Consider the following 17,838-nt stretch of genomic DNA (forward strand, 5'->3'; position numbering starts at 1 on the left):
CCCGGTGCGGGGCAGGGTCCGGCCCAGGTGCTTGACCAGGTCTGCCCGGGTCCACGCGGACTTTTCCTGCTGCGCCAGTGCCAGGGCCCGCCGGGCCGCGCGGGCGAGTGCGGCGTCTGCGTCTTGCGGGTGACCGGCTGCGCCGGCGCGGTGGGCGTCGGCGTGCCAGACTGACGGGGCCACCGACGCGAGCGGCACGCCGAGCGTCCGCGCCAGCCGATCCGCCCAGCCCGCGTGCGCCTGCGCCAGGTCCAGCGTGCCTTCCTTGCCCTTGCGCGTCGCGAAGTTGGAAGCCTGCGCGAGTTGGGCCAGTTCCCGCTGCGACGGTGCGCGGCCGTTCCGCTGCTCGAACCGCGCGGCGCGCTCGCGCACGTCGGCGGTGATCGCCCGGCGGCGCGAGGAGAACAGGTCCATCATCTCCTGCGCGATCCCCTTGATCTCGAACCCGTTGCCGTCCTCCCGGGCAGCCCACTCCAGGCCGAACCTGGCCGTCAGAGCCTCCTCCAGGTGCTGGGCGGTGATCGCCGCGACCGCGCCGGCGTGCTCGCCGTAGCCCAGCGAGTCCGGGGCGCGCCACTTCCCGTCCTTGCTGGTCCGGGCGACGTGGGCGATCTGCGAGTGGACGTGCAGCTGCATGTCGCCGTCCCGTGACGTGTGCTGCAGCCAGTGCGCCACCGCCAGGTCCGCCTCGTGCCACTGCCCCGTCTCCCGGCCGTTGACCCTCTTGCTGTGCGAGCCGGTACGGGTGTAGCCCGCCTCACGCTGGAAGTAGGCGAAGCCTGCGTGCACCGCCTGCATGATCATTTCGTCGGTCTCAGCCACCAGGCCCGACCAGTAGCGCTCGCCGTCGGCGTCACCGGCTTCGCGTGCGAGGCGCGCATTTTCGCCCAGGGAGGCGTGGAAGATCGAGATGGACTTCGAGAGCGACAAGGTCAGGTCGAAGAACAGCGGGCTTTGCCGCGCCTCGCACGTTGCCTGGGCGCGAAGCTGGCGCTTGCGTCCCGCCGTGGCCTGCGGCTCGGCGGCCAGCAGGCCTGCATAGATGCTGGCCGCTTTCTTGCTGCCGCTGGGCGGACGGCCCAGGGGTGTGCCGTCGGGCGCCTTGCGCTCGCCGAACAGGAGGGCGTACGGCTCGCGCTCGACCTGCTGGCCAGGGGCGAAGCCGAGCGCCCGCGCGCCAGGGCCCCACCAGGTGCCTGGAGGCTCGCTGCCCTTCTCGCTTGGCTCGATGTAATAAGCGGCCGGGTTCACTGCCAGGGACGGGTCGACCTGCTTCCACACGTAATCCAGGTCATAGCCCTTGCTGAGAGTGCCGATGACTGCCAGGGGCTACCTCCGCTCGGCGGAGGCGGCGGGACTGACCATGATCATCAGATGGTGCATGGGTGTGACGGCTTCGAAGATCATGGATCAATACTGCCGAAACAAGCCAGCAAGATCATTTAGGAGAAGGGGCAGCGCGTCGCGAGATGCTTATGGCCGGAGGGGGAGGACTGACGCGGGCGGCCGCCTAGCGGACGGGCGCTGAGGTGATCGAACACGGGTTGCCCGAGCTGCCCCCTCCATTTGCTTGGCTCTCCAAGATGGTGCTGTGAAATCCAAAGTCCCCAAGATCCGTACTAATCACCATCGCGCGCCGAACCCGAGCAGGCAAGCTAGCGTCTCGGCGACATTCCGGGCATTGCCTTCGGTGTAGCGGCCGTCCATGCGGTAGGCCATCGTCGACGGCAGGAGCCAGCGTCCGACCTCTAGCCGAGGTCGAGAGTGACCGGCACTTCGTCGTCGGCTTGCCGGAAGGTCCGGCATAGCACATTAGAGAGCAGGTCAAGTGGACTTGGAAGAGGCGAATGTGTTCGTCATGGTCGCGGGGTTCCCGGCCGCGTCTCCTGAGGGGCGTGTTACTGCAGAGTGTGCTTATGTATGCGCCGCCGCGGTCGTCTCTGGCGCTCACTGAGACGACATGGCGCGCGCTCCGGTCGCTACACCGAGTCGTGGCCCATCCCTCTCGAGTTTGGTGATCCCGGCCCAGCAGCACCACCATGCTCACACGAAGCAGAAATCGGCGAAGTTCGGCGATGAGTTCGCTGCAGCGTCCGGGCATGTCGGGAAGGCGCTCGTCACGGCCTCCGGTCGCCTATGCTTTCGGCGGTAGAAGCCGAGCCTGGGACGCGGGAGATGGCGGTGCTGCTTCAACGGTGTCGCGTGTGTCTCCCCTCGGTTAGCGCGTCGAGCGAGCCCGTGGCGGTCTGCGCTGTGAGGGGACGCGCATGACCTCTACTGACCTGGTGCGCTCAAGCCGTGACGGGGACCAGTTCCACTATTACTGGGCGGCGCGCCAGTGCCTCAAGCTGCTGCTCCCTGGCAGCGGGCTTGCTGCGGTTTCGATCGAGGGGTCCTCGCCCCAGGATCCCGGGGCGGTCGGCGAGCTGGCCGCAGACGATGACGATCCAACTGGCGAGTATGTGGTTGACATCGCCGAATACTACGGTGACGTGGCTCCCGACAGGGCCAGCAAGATCGTCTACCGTCAGCTCAAGCACTCGACAGAGCACGCCGACCAGCCCTGGACAGTGTCCGGCCTCAAGAAGACCCTGGCAGGCTTCGGGCGCAGGTTCTCGACGCTCGGTGACGTGAGTCCCGGGCTCAGGGAGCGGGTCTCGTTCGAGTTCGTCTCCAACCGGCCCGTGGATGACACCGTTCTCAGGGCGCTGCGCGATATCGGCCAGGGGGCAAGTCCCGCGAGTCCGAAGACCGCCGGTTACATCCGGACGTATCTGGGGCTGTCCGATGACCTGGCTCGGCAGTTCTGCCGGCAGTTCAAGGTTGATACGCGGGCACCGGGACTGCTGCGGCTAGCCCACTTGTTCGAACAGGATGTCGGTGCCCTATTGCCCGGAGCGCCCAATGATAGTGCGCTGCGGCTGAAGGAAGACATTGCCCGGCGTGCCACCTCTTTTGAGCCGGAGCCGGTGGTGACCGCCGGAGCGGTGCTCGCGGCGCTGGGTGCCTCTCGTGACCAGCTCCTGCCTGCGCCGTCGCTCTTGCAGGAACTGGAGACCGTCGTCCCCGTTCCTCAGGCCGCTGAGATCGCCCGAAGGCTCGTGTCGTCGCGTGGGCCGGTGGTGGTGCATGCGGCGGGAGGGGTCGGGAAGTCCGTGCTAGCGTCGCAGCTGGCTGGGTTCCTGCCCGCCGGCTCGGTGTACCTGGTGTACGACTGCTTCGCCCTGGGCAGCTACCGGCGTTCCAGTTCCCCGCGTCATGAGCACCGGCAAGGCTACGTCCAGCTGGCCAACGAGCTCGCGGGCGCGGGCTTGTGCGATCCCCTGGTGCCTGGGGGCACTCCGTCGGCTTCGGACTTCTCCAGGGCCTTCATGGCCAGGGTCCGGGCTGCCGCTGAGTCTTTGTCGGCGCAGGCTCCTGGCGCTCTCCTGGTACTGGCCATCGACGCCGCGGACAATGCGGTCATCGCTGCGGGCGAGCGGGACACGGGGCGTTCTTTCGTCGTTGACCTGCTGCGCGAGGAGATGCCACCCAACGCGCGGGTAGTCGAGTTCTGCCGCACCGAGCGAGTCGGCATGCTGGAGGTGCCGCCCGGGGCGGCGATGTTCGAGCTGGGCGGCTTCACGCTGGAGCAGAGCCGCCAGCACCTGGAGTCGAGGTTCGGGCCGGTGCAGCCGGGTGATGCGCGGGAGTTTCACCGCCGGACAGGAGGCAACGCCCGCGTCCAAGACCAGGTCATGCGCGGGTCCGCGACGGCCGGGGAGTGCCTGGCCCGCCTGGGCGAGGTGTCCGGAAGCGACGTCGCTACGGTTGATGACCTGCTGGCACGGCTCGTTGATGACGTGATATACCACAACGATCCCGAGCACGCGGCGGGCATCCGCGCCATGTGCCAGGCCCTCGCCCTGCTCAGGCCGCGTATTCCGGTTGATGTCCTGGTGTCGCTGTGCGGTGTTCCCGCGCCGCTGGTCCGCAGCTTCGCGGCCGACCTCGGCGGCTCGCTGCTCGTGGACGGCGACACGCTGCAGTTCCTCAACGAGCCGACGGAGACCTGGTTCCGCTCACGGTTCAGGCCCGAGGGCGAGTCGCTGAGACTTTTCGTCCGGCAGCTGGTGCCGCTGGCGAACGGCAGCGGGTACGTGGCTGCTTCGCTTCCGCAGCTCATGTGGGAGTCCGGCGACTTCGACGAGCTCGTCCGCCTGGCCCTGACAGGCGAGGCGCTCCCCGTAGGCAACGACATCGAGCGGCAGCAGGTCGCGCAGCAGCGCCTCCAGTTCGCGCTGAAGGCGGCGCTGCGGCAGCGGGCGTACCTGCCGGCGGCGCGCCTCGCCCTGCGAGCCGGCGCGCAGGGCTCCGGCCATAGCCGCCTGTTGCGCCTGCTGCGCGAGAACTCTGACCTGGCGGGCACCTTCCTTGATCCCCAGACGATCGAGGACCTCGTGGCCACGCGCGACCTGGCCGGCAACTGGCCGAACTCCAACCTCCTTCACGAGGGGGCCCTGCTGTCGTTCGCGTCCTCGCAGCAGGATTACGCCCGCAGCAGGCTGCGCAGCGCGATCGAGTGGACCGCAGCGTGGGTCAACGCGCCCCGCGAGGAACACGAGACGAACGGCGTCACCGCAGAGGACACCGCGGAGATCGCGATAGGGCTCCTCAACGTGGACGGTGCCGCGGCCGCGGTGGATTTCCTGCAGCGGTGGCGGCCGCTGCACCTCGCCGTGAAGCCAGCGGCGATCATCGCGGCGCGGCTGGCCCAGCAAGGCCGGGACAAGGAGATCAGGGATCTTCTGCAGACGGAGCACGCGTCCGAGCACGTGCTGTTCGGCGTTGCGTCTTCGGCCGCGCGGGCAGGCCTCACACTGGATCTGAAGGCACTTGAGCAGTGCGTCGAAGTGCTCCGCGCCCGGGGCGTGCCGGACAACCGGTCGGCAGCTATTCCTGCGCGAGATGACGGCCCTGACATCCTGCACGCGGTGTGCTGGATCGTGGCGCTCGGAACGCGCCACGGCCTGCTGGCCAGGCCGGAGGCCGTGAGCATCTTGGCCCCGTACCTGCCGGCGAGGCTGCCCGCGTGGGCCGGGTCATGGTGGGGCGCGGACAGCAGGTCGGTGATCAAGGGGCTGGCGCTGCTGGCGTGCCTGCGCGGCGAGGCGTTCGACATCGACGCGCTGGCCCCGGCGGAAGTGGCCGAGGCCAGGCAGCGGCCCGGCGGTGACTCACGCGAGGTTGCGGAGTTCACGGAGAACGTGACGCCGTTCGCCGCGTGGGCGGAGCTGTGGGCGCGGGTCATGCTGGGCGAGGCAACCGATGCCGATACCGAGTTCAGACGCGTGGCCGGGGAAACGCTACGGGGGGTTTCCGACTATCGGACCCCACGCATGTTCATTAACGCTGCCGCCCGCACCGCCTCGCTGCTGCTGGCCATCGAGTCGTCGGAGGCGTCGCGCGCGCAGTTCTTCCAGTGGGTCCGGTCTAGCCACCGCTTCATTTCCCGCGCGGCGCTCACCGAGATCGTCCAGCACGCCGCCGCCTCCCCAGAACTGCACGAACTGGCACTTGAGGTCGCCGGTATCGTTACAGGCGGGATCACGGCCGGCCATGACAGCGCGGACGAGCGGATCGGGGACCTCATTGGGCTGTCCCGCGCAATCTGCCGCTTGTCGCAGGATGAGTCGCGCGAGTACTTCCAGCAGGCCGTGGCAGCTGCCGAACTCGTCGGCGACGACGTCAACGCGCGATGGGATGCGCTGCTGAAGATCAGCCGTGCCGCGAGCCGGAACGGCTCGCGGGACCGCGCCCGCGCGTACCGCCTGGCCCAGGTCACCGAAAGCCTGGCCCCCTATCTGGACGACGCGCTCGATCACGAGGCCGCTATTCACGCCATCGGGCAACTTGACCCTCGTGAGGGGATCGCGGTCGCCTCGCGGTGGCGTGACCGCCGCCTAGGGTGGCTGGACCGAGTCATCGAGGCCCTCGCCGTCCGCGACGACTGCACACTCGCCCTGGAGCCGCTGACATGCATCGCGATGATGCTGTTCCAGCAGCGGCCGGACGTCCTGCGGCCGGCCGGGCGGGCGGTGCGCGGCCGCCCGGCCGATGCACAGGTCATCGCGGATGCGGTCGCTGCGCTGCCCCGATCCGCAGTCAGCGCGCGGTCCGCCCTTGACGTGCTACGCGCCGCGGCAGCGCAATCGGGGACAACCTTCGACGGCACCAGCCTGGAGCGCAATGAAGCGCCGCGCCACCCCGGCTACGAGGAGTCCGGGGGAACGGACTGGGAGCACCTTGACGAATCCAGGGCCAGCGCCAGGGAAGCAGCGCTGAGTCGACTGGGCGAGCTCAACCTTGCCACTGCCGACGGCATCACCGCTGCCCGCAAGCTTTGCCGCGATACGCCGCTCACCTGGGAGCAGGTGACCGAAGCTGCGCTCGGCTACCCGCCGGCAACCCTCGCCCAGGTCATCCGTGCCCTCACCGCCGACACCGGGCTTTCCGAGTTCGCTTACGGCGATGTCCTCACCAGGCTCGCAACCCAGACAGCGCTCCCCTTGTCGGTCAGGTCAGCCGTTCGTGAGATGGCCCGCACGCTGGCCACGCGATTCTGCGCAGGCCTGACCATCAGGTCATACGACCCCATCGACCCCGAGGCCCTGGAAAAAACCGCCGGGCCGGATCTTGACCCTCTGGGCATCGCCTTGGAAGAACTCGGGCGCCGCCCGGAAACGCTCGCCGGCGAGGCATGCTTCGCCCTGGCCGGCCGTCTCAGCACTCGGCTCAGCCCGGCAGAGGCCGCGCAGATCTTTGACGACGCCACCGGCCAGTACCAGGACATCGCGCCCGCCGACGCGGCAGACGGGCTCATCAGTGATGTGCCCGCGCCGCCCGCTTCCGCCGCGTCCTGTGTCGCGGGCTTCATCTGGGCCGCGCTCGGCGACACGGCCGTCGCGACCCGGTGGCGGGCCGCCCATGCCGTCTGCGTGCTGGTCTCGCTCCGGGAAACGACGGTGCTCGAGGAACTGGCACGCTACGCCAGCGGTGAGCTCCTAGTCGGCCCCTTCGTTGACCACCGCCTCCACTTCTATGACCGGCATGCGCTGGTATGGCTGCTGCTGGCACTCGAACGCTCGGCGGCCTCGCCCGACCGTCTCGGCCTCGCGCCGTTCATCCCGTTTCTCCTCGCCACCGCCGCGGCTGACCGGGACCACGTCCTGGTTCGCCAGAGCACGCGCAACGTGCTGCTCTCGCTGCACGCCGCCGGTCTTGTGGCACTTGACCCGGCAGCCCTCGGGGCGCTGGAGGCTGCCAACAGGCCAATCAGCCTGCGAGCAGAACCCGGCCCGGTCACATCAGGCCCGGCCCGCAGTGACGCTCACCTCAGGTTCTTTTTCGACTTCGACGAGTACTGGTGCTACGGGCTTGCCAAGGCGTTCGACCTGTCCGTCCCGGACGTGACCCGGATGGCCAGCGACATCGCCGACGCCGAATGGAACTTCTCCCGCAGCGCCAGGACGGAGGAGGACGAGCGCCGTAACCGCGGCCTGTACCGAGACGACGCAACCTGGGCGCACGGAAGCGAGTGGCCGAAGGAAGACGACCTCGGCCGCTACCTGGGCTTCCACTCGCTGATGACCGTCGCCGGGAGGCAGATCCGGCAACGGCCCGTCTACAGCGGCGAGCCGGGCCAGGAGAACTCGTTTGGCAGATGGCTGCAGGACTTCAGGCCAAGCCGCCCCGACGGACGATGGCTGGCCGACCGGCGGGATGCCGCGCCCCGCCCGGTACTCCCGCTCCCTCCTGAGGACCGGGGACTAGGACGCCACGACGAGTGGGAACTGAGCCTGACCGGCGACAGCTTCGAGGCCTGCCTGTCAGCCGACGATAACTGGGTAACGGTGTGGGAAGACTCCGTCGAGCAGCACTACGACCGGAGCCAGGACATCGAGGTCCGCTCCGCGCTGGTCGACACCGTTCACAGCCGAGCCCTGGCCGCGGCGCTGCAGACGGCCGACTCCTACGATGACTTCCGGCTTCCCGACATCGGAGACGGCGACTTCACAGTCGATGAGTTCGGTTACCGGCTATCGGGATGGATCGCCACCCCCTACCCGCGCGACGGCCTGGACACCTATGACCCGTTGGCAGCCCACACCACATTCCCGCCGCCCCAGCCGTCCCGCGAAATCATCACGCTGCTCGGCCTGAGCGTGGACGAGGACATGCGCGAATGGCGGCAGGGCGACACGGCTGTCATGCGCTCGACGCTGTGGGACGACTCAGACGGCCGGGGTGCGAACTCCCGCGGCGGCCCCAGCGGCAAGCGCCTTGAGATAAGGCGGGACGCACTTGGCGAGCTGCTGCGCCTCACCGGCAGCCATCTCATCCTCACCGTCATGATCGACAGGACCCACCGGCGGCGATGGCACTCCCAGGACGGAAACGACGATGAACGATTTCCCTACCTCGAGAAGTCCTACAAGGTCTTCGGCTTCGGAGTCGAGGGCGCCGATATCGGCCTTTTCTTCAGTCACCGAACTCGGCAAGGCGCTGGCGGGGGAACTCGAGCGGACTGACCTCCTCGGCCGCTGGATGGCCCACTACATCGCCGAGCAGATCACCGCCGCGGAGTCAGCCGCAGAAAGCGACCGCGAGGCCAAGGAGCAGGCAGCAGCCGAATCCATCCTGGCGCTATGGCAACGCCATGCCGGCTTGCCCGGAGGCCACCCGCCGATGCACGCGTTCGGGCGCGTATTCCTCGCCCTGGACCGCCTCGCCGAGCCTCAAGACCCGTGGCGCTTCTACCGGCCCTTCCCCGCGGACGCCGAGCCAAGCACTGAGGAGGTAATCTCAGACACCCTGCTCAGCCTGGCGCTCAGGGTGGAAGACAGCGCCCGGGAGATCGTCCGCGCTCTCATAGCCGAGGCAGCAGCCACAGCACTTGACCGCGAAGCACGATGGATCCGCCTGAGCGAAACCGTCGCCGAGGACGAGGAGCGCCGTGCAATCCGCCAACTGGGTCGCCTTGCGCGGCTCGCGGAGGAAAGCACCTGTAACCCCGAGGAGATGGAGTCCCTGGATCGCGTCCAAGCCAACATAATGCGGACAATCGGGCAGCTCACGGTAATAAGCGACGCGATCACGGAAGTACGGCGAGGCAAGGAGCGGTAACAGCCAATGAGCGCAGAAGGCCGATAGATCGCTTCATGCAAGGTAATTTCTGTCCCCTCAGCGACGGGACATTAGCCCTGGCTTTTCACCGGGATCTGGTGACTGGGCGGCGCGCCTGCATGGAAAAGTGCTCCTGAACTGGGACGATAAGGGTTGTCAAAGCTCTTATCCGCCTGGGTTCGAGGAGCACTTTCTACGTGAACGCTACAGGATGGTCGCGCGGTCTTGAAGTTACCGGCGGCGGCACGGGTGTCGTGTCGCACGCCGGGCTGGTGCTGCTGCGGCAGCTGGCGGACCGGACGGGCCTGACGTCCGGGCTGTCGGCGGCGCTGCCGTCGCCGCTGGGCGGGCATGACCGGGGCCGGGTGTTCGCGGACCTGGCGTGCGCGATCGCGGACGGCGCGCGGGTGATCAGCGATTTCCGGGTGATGGGCGACCAGCGGGAGCTGTCCGGCCCGGTCGCGTCGGTGCCGACGGCGTGGCGGGCGCTGAGCGAGATGGCCTCCCGCGGGGACCGGGGACGGCGCAAGGTCACCGCCGCGGTGAACAAGGCGAGGCGGCACGCCTGGGCGCAGGGCACGGCGCGGCACGGCGGGCTGCCGCCGGTACGGGTCGCGGACCGGAAGCTGACGGGGGTGACCTGCATCCGGCTGGACGCGACCGTCGTGCGCGCGCACTCGGACAAGGAGATGGCCGAGCCGAACTTCAAGGGCTTCGGCCACCATCCGCTGATCGCCGGGTGCGACAACACGGCGGAGCCGCTGGCCTGGATGCTGCGGCCCGGCTCGGCCGGCAGCAACACGGCCGCCGATCACCTGCGGCTGCTGGATGAGGCGATCGCGGCGCTGCCGCCGGCGCTGCGGCGGAACCTGATGATCACCTGCGACGGGGCCGGCGCCAGCCATGACCTGGTCAAGAAGCTGGACAAGCTGGCCTCGCGCCGCGGCTGCCAGGTGATCTACTCCGCCGGCTGGGCGCTGACCGAACGGGAACGGGCCGCGCTGGCCCTGGTCCCCGAGACCGGGTGGGAGGCCGCGATCGACGGCAAGGGCGGGGTCCGCGAGCGCCGCGCCGACGGCGCCTGCGCGGACCTGCGCTGCGCGGACCGGGCCTGCTGGACCGGGGAAGCCCACGTCACGGAGCTGACCGGGCTGCTGCGCGAGGGCCCGGCCGGGGACCAGCTGAAGGCCTGGCCGAAGAGCATGCGGGTCTTCGCCCGCCGCGAGCGGCCGCACCCCGGCGCGCAGCTAACCCTGTTCGAGGCCGAAGACGGCTGGCGCTACTCCCTGTGGGTGACGAACCGGCCTGTCACCACGCGCGGCTGGCAGGGCCAGTGCGCTTACATCGACGCCGCGCACCGCGTCCACGCCCGGATAGAAGACGTGATCCGCACCGGCAAGGACACCGGCCTCGGCCATTTCCCGTCACATGACTACGGGCTGAACCAGGCGTGGCTGGACGCGTCCATGACCGCCTGCATCCTGCTGGCCTGGCTCAGGCTCCTGGCCCTAGACGGCGACCTGGCCCGGGCCGAGCCGAAAACGCTGCGCTACCGGATCCTGCACGCCGCCGCCCGGCTGGTCCGCGGCGGGCGCCGGCGATGGCTGAAAATCGCCGCGTCCTGGCCCTGGGCCGAGGCGATCACCGCAGCCTGGCAGCGGATCCAATCCCTACCGCAAGCACCCTGACCAGCACAACCCGTCCCAGCGGGCAGGAAAGGAGACTCCGGGGCCCGTGGAACCCCCGGCCACCCGGCCCGACAGCCGGAATGCTGTCATCCCCGGACACTAAAATCTGGTCCCAGAACGCGGCTCGCCACGCTGTCAGCGTCAGGCCCCAACCCCGATGAAAGATCAGGGTTAGTGGGCGGATCAGATAGACGGCATCACTTTGCGTACACGCGGCGAGTAGGGCAAGGACGGATGGCCTCGCGGGCGAGGCGGGTGCCGTCGGCGGTCAGGGCCAGCGCCTCGCCGGGTGCGCCGTATTCGCGTACGGGCGATATTCATGCATGGAATGTCAGGCCACGGCCCTATCTTGAGGCCGTGAGCGATCAGCAGCCCCAGCCTGTGAAGTACCGGCCGTGGATAGGCACCACGCATCCGATGACCCTGCCTGTGCCCGCGCTGGTCGGCATTACCGACACCAACGCCCTGGCGTCCAGGGCTTGCAACGCGGCGCGCAGCTCAGTGGCCGAGAACTTGTTCACCGGGCTGGCCACGACGGGCCGCTCCAATACTTACGTCAGCGCGCACGTTCCGGGCGAACTCGTACGCCACCTGGCTGACGTGGCAGAAGGCCATCCCGGCCTCGATCTTCGGGACGCTGAGCGGGTCTTGTGGGGCGACATCATGCCACTGGTGCCCGTAGTCGACCTGGCCATGGGTGATTACCTGCACCCTCGAATCCGGGCAGTCAGGCAAGCCGACCCTGAACTACCCTTGCGGCTGAGAGGTGATCCGGACGACCTGGGTACCGCGGCGCTCGCGGAGTTCCTTGCGCCTGCGGTCATCATCAGCGCGGACAGTGTCTTCAGCCGGTTTGGGCTGGCCAACTCCCTGGCAGGCACCTGGCTGCCACTCGCCCACCAGTTGCTGCAAGCAGCCGGCTACGAGGCGACCCTTACCGAGGCGGCATACGCCCTCGAACTGGCAGCCCGCCTGATCGCCGTGCCAGTTACCGCCGCCATAGGAACAGCCCGCCGCCACCCGCTCGCCGCGCTCGGGATCGGTGCAGCCATCGCCTTGGTCGCCTATCAGGCCGGGTACTTCAGACGCGACCGGCTGCGGGCAGCGAGCCAGGAAATCCGTCGGGTGGCCGCAGCAGGCATTGAAGCTCTCAGCGACGCCACCGACGCCTACAGCACGGCACGCCAGGCCCTGAGGATAATCGAGCCGTACGGCACGCCGACAGTTGAAGAACTCGCCGCCCGCCACCTCGCACGCGTGCGGCGCCCCCTGCCCCTTGATGACCTCGCGGCAGCTCTCGCAGCCGCCGGGCACACGGTGACATCTACGGAGTTGCGGGACTCCACCGACCGCCACCCGGCATTTCGGACCAGGGGCAGCCAGCCCGCCCTGATCAGCGTCGGCAGGATCGCGCGGCCAGGAAAGGCGGAATCGTATCCCCAGGTCATCGTCGTGACCATAACGCAGCGATCGTGACTGACGGCGGCAAAGCCACAAAACCACGAGCGCCAATCGTCCCGTTGGCACCATAGCGGCCCAGTAGTACGCGACTCCTACTGGAATTCAATATTGTAGACATACGGTGATTCATTTATCCCCACCGCAGCCATGTATGTGAGCTCGACGTTTTGGATGAATGAAAGCTTGTCGTCGGCAAATGGAACCGCGGGATTGACCGCGAAAATTATGTCAGTCCAAACCTGAGTCGCCTTAGACCACATGACGAGCTTGTCAGGAGGCCAGTAAACCCAGATGCTGTCTAGTGAATCGTAGCCTACATTCTTAGGCATGAGGTCGCTGACAACCAGGGACTGGGCGACATCCACAGCAAAGTGATCGAACGGGTGCGTGATCAGGAAGACGTTTCGGGAGTAGTCAGGGGACATTTTCCTGCTAAGCGAGCGCTCAGCCATTACTATTGTCGGGTGCGCGTCCCGCATTACCTCGGCTGCCGTCCAAAGGCGCAGCGGGAATGGAAGCCCGGCCCTCCTACCGGAAGCTTCACTACGCAGCAGAAGGTCCAGTTGCTCGCGAAACGAGCCAGGCAGCGATTTTATCTCGAAGACCGCTGGGCTTGCGTAGGGGAACCATGACTTTTCTGGGTATTCATCGAACACTAGATCAGGCCCGCCATCCCGGTCAAAGGCAGATGGCGCGCAGCCGAAGAGACCGCACAAGAATATCGCTGCCAGATGCTCGCCAGAGCGAACCTTCAGGCATGTGCGAGCGCCCTCTTGGCTTGCTACTACTTCAGCGGCCTCCTGCAGAACTTGCCCCACGACTAGTAATGCAGGCGTTCCGTGTCCGCTTTCCTCGCTCATCCATTACCTCCGTCTCAAGGTCACGGTATCAGGTGAAGTGTCCGGCACTAACAATCTTTATCGGGATGTCGGTGAAGCTGGCAGGAAAGTTCCCGCTATATGCACGATGCATGTGGTATGCGAAGATCGGCGATTTAACCGCTACCAGGTAGTGAGGTTGCCGCTCGTGACCGCCGAGGACGGGTTACGGGAACCTATAGAGTTACCGGGTGAATCAACGGAGGGCTACGGAACAGGTCGAGCTGTCTGAGTTGACCGAACGCGCCGCCGGGATGCTCGAGAGCGCCTTGGCTGCTGGCGACCCGAAAGGTATCGCCGACGCCGTGTCCTTGTTCGACGAGGTCATGAGCGTCTGTAGCCGGGGGCCGCACGTGGAGTACTGGAAGTCCGTGGTCAACCTAGCCGATGCGCTGATCAAGCAAGCGGAGGCCGACGGTACGGACGGCCCCGTTGACCGTGTACTGGATCTCCTTGACGCCAACAAGCAGCATTTCCGTACTCGTGATCAGCAGGTCCGTTTCCTGCGGCGGCAGGGCCAGGCGCTGCTGCTGAAGGCGCAGCGTACAGCTGACAGGGCCGTAATGCGGACGGCGGTCCAGGCCAGGAAGAAGCGCGCCGGTCTGACGCCTCGGGGCCACGCAGGTTACGGCGAGGGCATGCTGGAGCTGGGCATAACGCTGCTTCACAGCGGAGCTATGTTCCGCAACGTCGCTGAGCTGGACGAGGCCGTCGCGGTCCTTGAGGCGGCGGAGAAGCATCCCGATGGTTCAGCCGACCGGTCCCTGGTCTTGACTTCCCTGGGCAATGCCCGGCTGGAGCGCCTTCTGCGGTCCGCCGGCCGCAGTCGTGCCGAACTGGACGATGTCGTGGCGGACCATGTCGAGGCGATGCACGAGCGCCCGCCCGGCGGCGAGAACTCGCTGGTCATCGAGTCCGATTACGGTTCGGCGCTCTTCCGTGCCTATGAACTGACCAGGAACCGCGAGTACCTGGATGCGTCGCTCGGCCCGGTGCAATATGCCGCCGAGCAGACTCCACTAGGGCATTCCAGGAAATCCGAGCGGCTGAACACTCATGTGTCCGTGCTGCTCGCCCTGTTTGAGCGCGACGGCGACCCGGCCACCCTCGACACGGCCATCCGGAAGGGCCGAGAGGCTGTCGCCGCGGCCAATCCCCGCCATGCCCAGTATGGGACCTGCCTGTTCGGGCTTGCGTACGGCCTATTCCTGCGGGGGGAGCTGCGCGGCACGCTGCTCGACTTCGATGAGGCCGCCGTCTTGTCGGGCAAGGTGGTGGAGGCCACACCGCCCGGCCACACGTACCGGCCGATGCGCCTCACCCTGCACGCGCAGGCACTGTGCTACCTGCCTTCCGCAACGAAGCTGGAGAAGGCAGCCGCCGGCCTTGCGCGGGCGGCACGCCTGCTGCGGCATGACGATCCGGATCGCGCAGTGATCGAGTCGAATCACGGCGCGATCCTCGAAGCACTCGCCAGCCTGCCCGGCAGCGGCGAGCCCGTAGCGCTTCCTCGGGCGACGGAGGCTGTCTGCCTCGCCCGGAAGGCGGCCAACGCCACCAAACCAGAACACAGCGAGTACTCAAACCGCCTGCTGAACCTCACGATCGCCTCAGCTACGCTAGCCCGGCTCAGCGGTAACGCGGCTGTTCTCGATGACCCAGTCACGCGATGCCGGGCGGTCAGGACCTCCGAGCCGGACGACGTGTCATCGACGCTGCTCACCGCGGGCCTTGCGCACGCCCTGGCCGTCCAGTACGACCTCACCGGGGACCCGGAGACGGCGTCGGCTGCCATCGAGGCGTACCAGCTCGCCGCTGGCGACGCCCGGCTGGCGGTCTTTAGGCGCCTGCACATCACGCAGGCCGGAGCGGTCCTTGCCGCCCGCTGCGGTGAGAATGCCGTGAGCATGAGCTTGTACACGCTCGCAGTCGAGCTGCTGGACTCGGCGGCATGGCGGGGCATGGAACGCCGGGACCAGGAACGGATGCTCGCCGCGTACGCAGGGATCCCTTCCGACGCCGCCGCCGTCGCGGTCGCCGCCGGGCAGCCCGAAACAGCCGTGGAGTTCCTTGAGCGGGGACGCGGAGTCCTGCTGGACCGCCACGTCGATGACAGCGCGGAGGTTGCGCTGCTGCGCCAGGCGGACCCGGATCTGGCCCGCGAGTTCGAAGATCTCCGACACGACCTCGACAACATCGTCATCCCGGACCTGGGCGCCGAGGAATTCGAGCTCCCCGACCGCCCGCCGCACCAGGAAAGCGAAGCTGACCACCGCAGTGCTCTCGCACGCCGGCTCGAGAGCCTGATCAGCGAGATCCGCGGGCGTCCCGGATGCGCGGGCCTGTTCAGCCCGCCCGGCTTCGCCAGGCTGCAACAGGCCGTCGGGCAGCGCTCGGCCGTGATCATCAACATCAGCGAGTACCGCTGCGATGCGATCGCCGTAACCTCCGCGGGGGCGGTGGCCGTTCCGCTGCCGTCCCTGTCCAGGCCGGACGCCGAGGACGCCGCCGAGTTCTTCCGTGACACAGCCCAGAACGCAGCCCAGTCAGGCTGGGTCGGCTCCACCGCCCGGAACGGAATCGCGAGCCGGCTCGTGTGGCTCTGGGACACTGTGTGCGAGCCCGTCCTGGGGCATCTTGGCATCACCGCCGAGGCCCCGGCTGACAGCAGCACGCCGCGGATCCACTGGTGCCCGACGGGCCCGGCGGCCTTCCTGCCATTTCACGCCGCCGGCCGTCACGGCCAGCCCGGGCCGCAGGCAGTCATCGACCGGGCTGAGTCGGTGTACATCGCCAGGCTGCGCGCCCTGGCACCGGCCGGGTCCGTCGAGCCTGCCGCAGACGAGGTAACCACGCCGCCCCTGATCGTGTCCATGCCCGAAACCCCCGGACAACGGCCGCTGCCCGGTGCACGCGAGGAGGCGGAATACCTGATGCGGGCCTTCCCCGGCGCAGCGCACCTAACCGGGCCCGGCGCGACAGTAGAGGCCGTCCTAGCCGGAATGACGGCGCACTCCTGGTTTCACTTCTCAGCCCACGGTTCCACGGACGAGCACACCCCCGTTAACGGCGGCATCGAACTGACAGACGGCCGCCTGACCATCCGCACCCTGCTGGAACGCCGCCTGCCCAGCGCCCGCTTCGCCTTCCTATCCGCCTGCTCCACCCACCACGGGTCAGCAGCCATTCCCGACGAGACCGTCACCATCGCCGCCGCCCTATGCATCGCCGGATGCGAGTATGTCGTGGCGACCCTCTGGCCGGTCGCCGACGACCACGCCGTAGACTTCGCCGCCCGTATGTACAGGGAACTGCTCACCACCGAGAACGGGACCCCGGCCCTGCACCCGGAGGACACCCCCCGGGTCATACGCGACGTCTGCCGCGCCGTCCGGAGCGCCTACCCACAGCACCCCGAACGATGGATCCCGTTCGCTTCTACCGGCTCCCTGTAGACCGACGGCACGCCAGCCTGGCATCCGCGCTTCGTGTGTGCAGGCCCTGTTGCCCGCCTTGCCGTTAGAACATCTCTTCGGAGGCAACGAGCCGGTGATCTGCATCCGCCGTGGAGGAGCCTCCCCTAGCCGGGAGGCCGGAAAGCAAGTGACAATCCAAGTGACAACCCTGCCAGGCAATGCCGGACCGAGCACGACACCGTCAGACGCGACTGTGGGCCTGAACTGCGGTAACCGGACCCAACACGACGCCGTCAGACGAAATCGGTCTGCATGGCATGCAGAAGGTCGCCCTTTCGCCCGGCTTGAACCGGTCATGGCTCAGCCTCGAGATCGTCCCGTTCGGTCTGGGCGGCCGGTTCGGGTCCAAGCTGCTGCTGTCGTCGATCGGCTGGTTCTGCCTCTTGTATGTCCGGTCCAGGCCTGCCGACGGCCGGCGTGTGCCCGGGCGCCGCCTGGTGTTCGGACGGGTTGCCGGGCCCCGGCTCCCGGTCGGCCGCCTCCGGACTGCGGGGCCAGGCGGAAAGCCGTTCCCGCAGCGCGGTGACATCAGCGGGCCCGAGCCCTATCTCGGCAAATGCCCGGTCGTCCATCTCATCGAGCCGCAGCCCTGCTTCAGCGAAGTCCTGGGCGGTCAGGCCCGGGTCCAGTCGGCGGGCAAAGCCGATTAGCTGCATCGGAGTGTAGCGCTCCAGCGCCGCAGCCACATCGGCGTAGTCTCGCGGCTCGACCCGGCTGGCCAGCGCGCAGACTTTGCCGCCGACCACGTCTTCCAGGTCCAGCACCGGCCCGATGTCCATCACCACCGGGTGGCAGCCGCGGTCGAAATACGCCAGCTGCAGCATCATCTGCGCCCCGCCGGGAGCGGTCACCACCCACTCCGCCAGCCCCTCCCCCATGCCCGGGAACAGGTCGTCCAGCCCGGCTACCTGATCCTGCCGCTCAGCCTCAAACCCCGCATGCCGCAGCGCGGCCTCCACCGCCCCGGCGGCTGCCTCCACGCCGTGCTCTTGATCGGTGAACAGGTCCACATCCTGGGTCGGCCGGGAGATCACGCCGTAAGCGAGCAGCGCGTTCCCGCCGCCCAGCGCGAACCCGTGCTCGCGCGCCGCGGTCAGCGCCACCGCGGCTACCCGGCGGTGCAGGTCACTTACCGGCATCAGGCTGCCCCGGCCTCGGCGGCCCGCAGCT

The 17,838-nt window shown here is 68.0% G+C and carries 9 protein-coding genes; 5 read left to right on the forward strand and 4 right to left on the reverse strand.

Annotated elements, in window-relative coordinates:
- Window positions 1-1,281, reverse strand: a 1,281-nt coding sequence (mobF, locus tag Q1N79_RS22100) for a MobF family relaxase (protein WP_300611962.1), incomplete at its 3' end; no start/stop codon positions are given.
- A 986-nt stretch (window positions 1,282-2,267) separates the two neighbouring features.
- Here mobF and Q1N79_RS22105 point away from each other — a divergent pair.
- From Q1N79_RS22105 to Q1N79_RS22120, 4 genes are all read left to right on the forward strand, one after another.
- Window positions 2,268-8,570: a hypothetical protein gene (locus Q1N79_RS22105; protein ID WP_300611965.1), complete on the forward strand. Its 6,303-nt coding sequence runs from the start codon at window positions 2,268-2,270 to the stop codon at window positions 8,568-8,570.
- Between the two features lie 16 nt (window positions 8,571-8,586).
- Window positions 8,587-9,165: a hypothetical protein gene (locus Q1N79_RS22110; RefSeq protein WP_300611968.1), complete on the forward strand. Its 579-nt coding sequence runs from the start codon at window positions 8,587-8,589 to the stop codon at window positions 9,163-9,165.
- 197 nt (window positions 9,166-9,362) lie between these two features.
- Window positions 9,363-10,853, forward strand: coding sequence for an IS1380 family transposase (locus Q1N79_RS22115; protein ID WP_300611970.1), 1,491 nt, complete (start codon window positions 9,363-9,365; stop codon window positions 10,851-10,853).
- A gap of 255 nt (window positions 10,854-11,108) precedes the next feature.
- Window positions 11,109-12,329 (forward strand): hypothetical protein, encoded by a 1,221-nt coding sequence (locus tag Q1N79_RS22120; protein ID WP_300611973.1) that lies wholly within the window; start codon window positions 11,109-11,111, stop codon window positions 12,327-12,329.
- A 77-nt stretch (window positions 12,330-12,406) separates the two neighbouring features.
- Here the strand turns inward: Q1N79_RS22120 and Q1N79_RS22125 are convergent, their stop codons facing one another.
- Together Q1N79_RS22125 and Q1N79_RS22130 are read right to left on the reverse strand one after the other, a co-directional pair.
- On the reverse strand, window positions 12,407-13,174 hold the full coding sequence (locus tag Q1N79_RS22125; protein WP_300611976.1) for a hypothetical protein: 768 nt from the start codon (window positions 13,172-13,174) through the stop codon (window positions 12,407-12,409).
- A gap of 398 nt (window positions 13,175-13,572) precedes the next feature.
- The gene (locus Q1N79_RS22130; RefSeq protein WP_300611979.1) at window positions 13,573-13,860 is read right to left on the reverse strand and encodes a hypothetical protein; all 288 of its coding nucleotides are present in this window, start codon (window positions 13,858-13,860) and stop codon (window positions 13,573-13,575) included.
- A 9-nt stretch (window positions 13,861-13,869) separates the two neighbouring features.
- Between Q1N79_RS22130 and Q1N79_RS22135 the strand changes: the two genes are divergently transcribed.
- The gene (locus tag Q1N79_RS22135; protein WP_300611982.1) at window positions 13,870-16,647 is read left to right on the forward strand and encodes a CHAT domain-containing protein; all 2,778 of its coding nucleotides are present in this window, start codon (window positions 13,870-13,872) and stop codon (window positions 16,645-16,647) included.
- A gap of 314 nt (window positions 16,648-16,961) precedes the next feature.
- On the opposite strand, the gene Q1N79_RS22140 is transcribed toward Q1N79_RS22135, so the two are convergent.
- Window positions 16,962-17,838, reverse strand: an 877-nt coding sequence (locus Q1N79_RS22140; protein WP_300611984.1) for a nucleotidyl transferase AbiEii/AbiGii toxin family protein, incomplete at its 5' end; no start/stop codon positions are given.

This window comes from Trebonia sp., from assembly GCF_030042015.1.
GTDB lineage: Bacteria > Actinomycetota > Actinomycetes > Streptosporangiales > Streptosporangiaceae > Trebonia.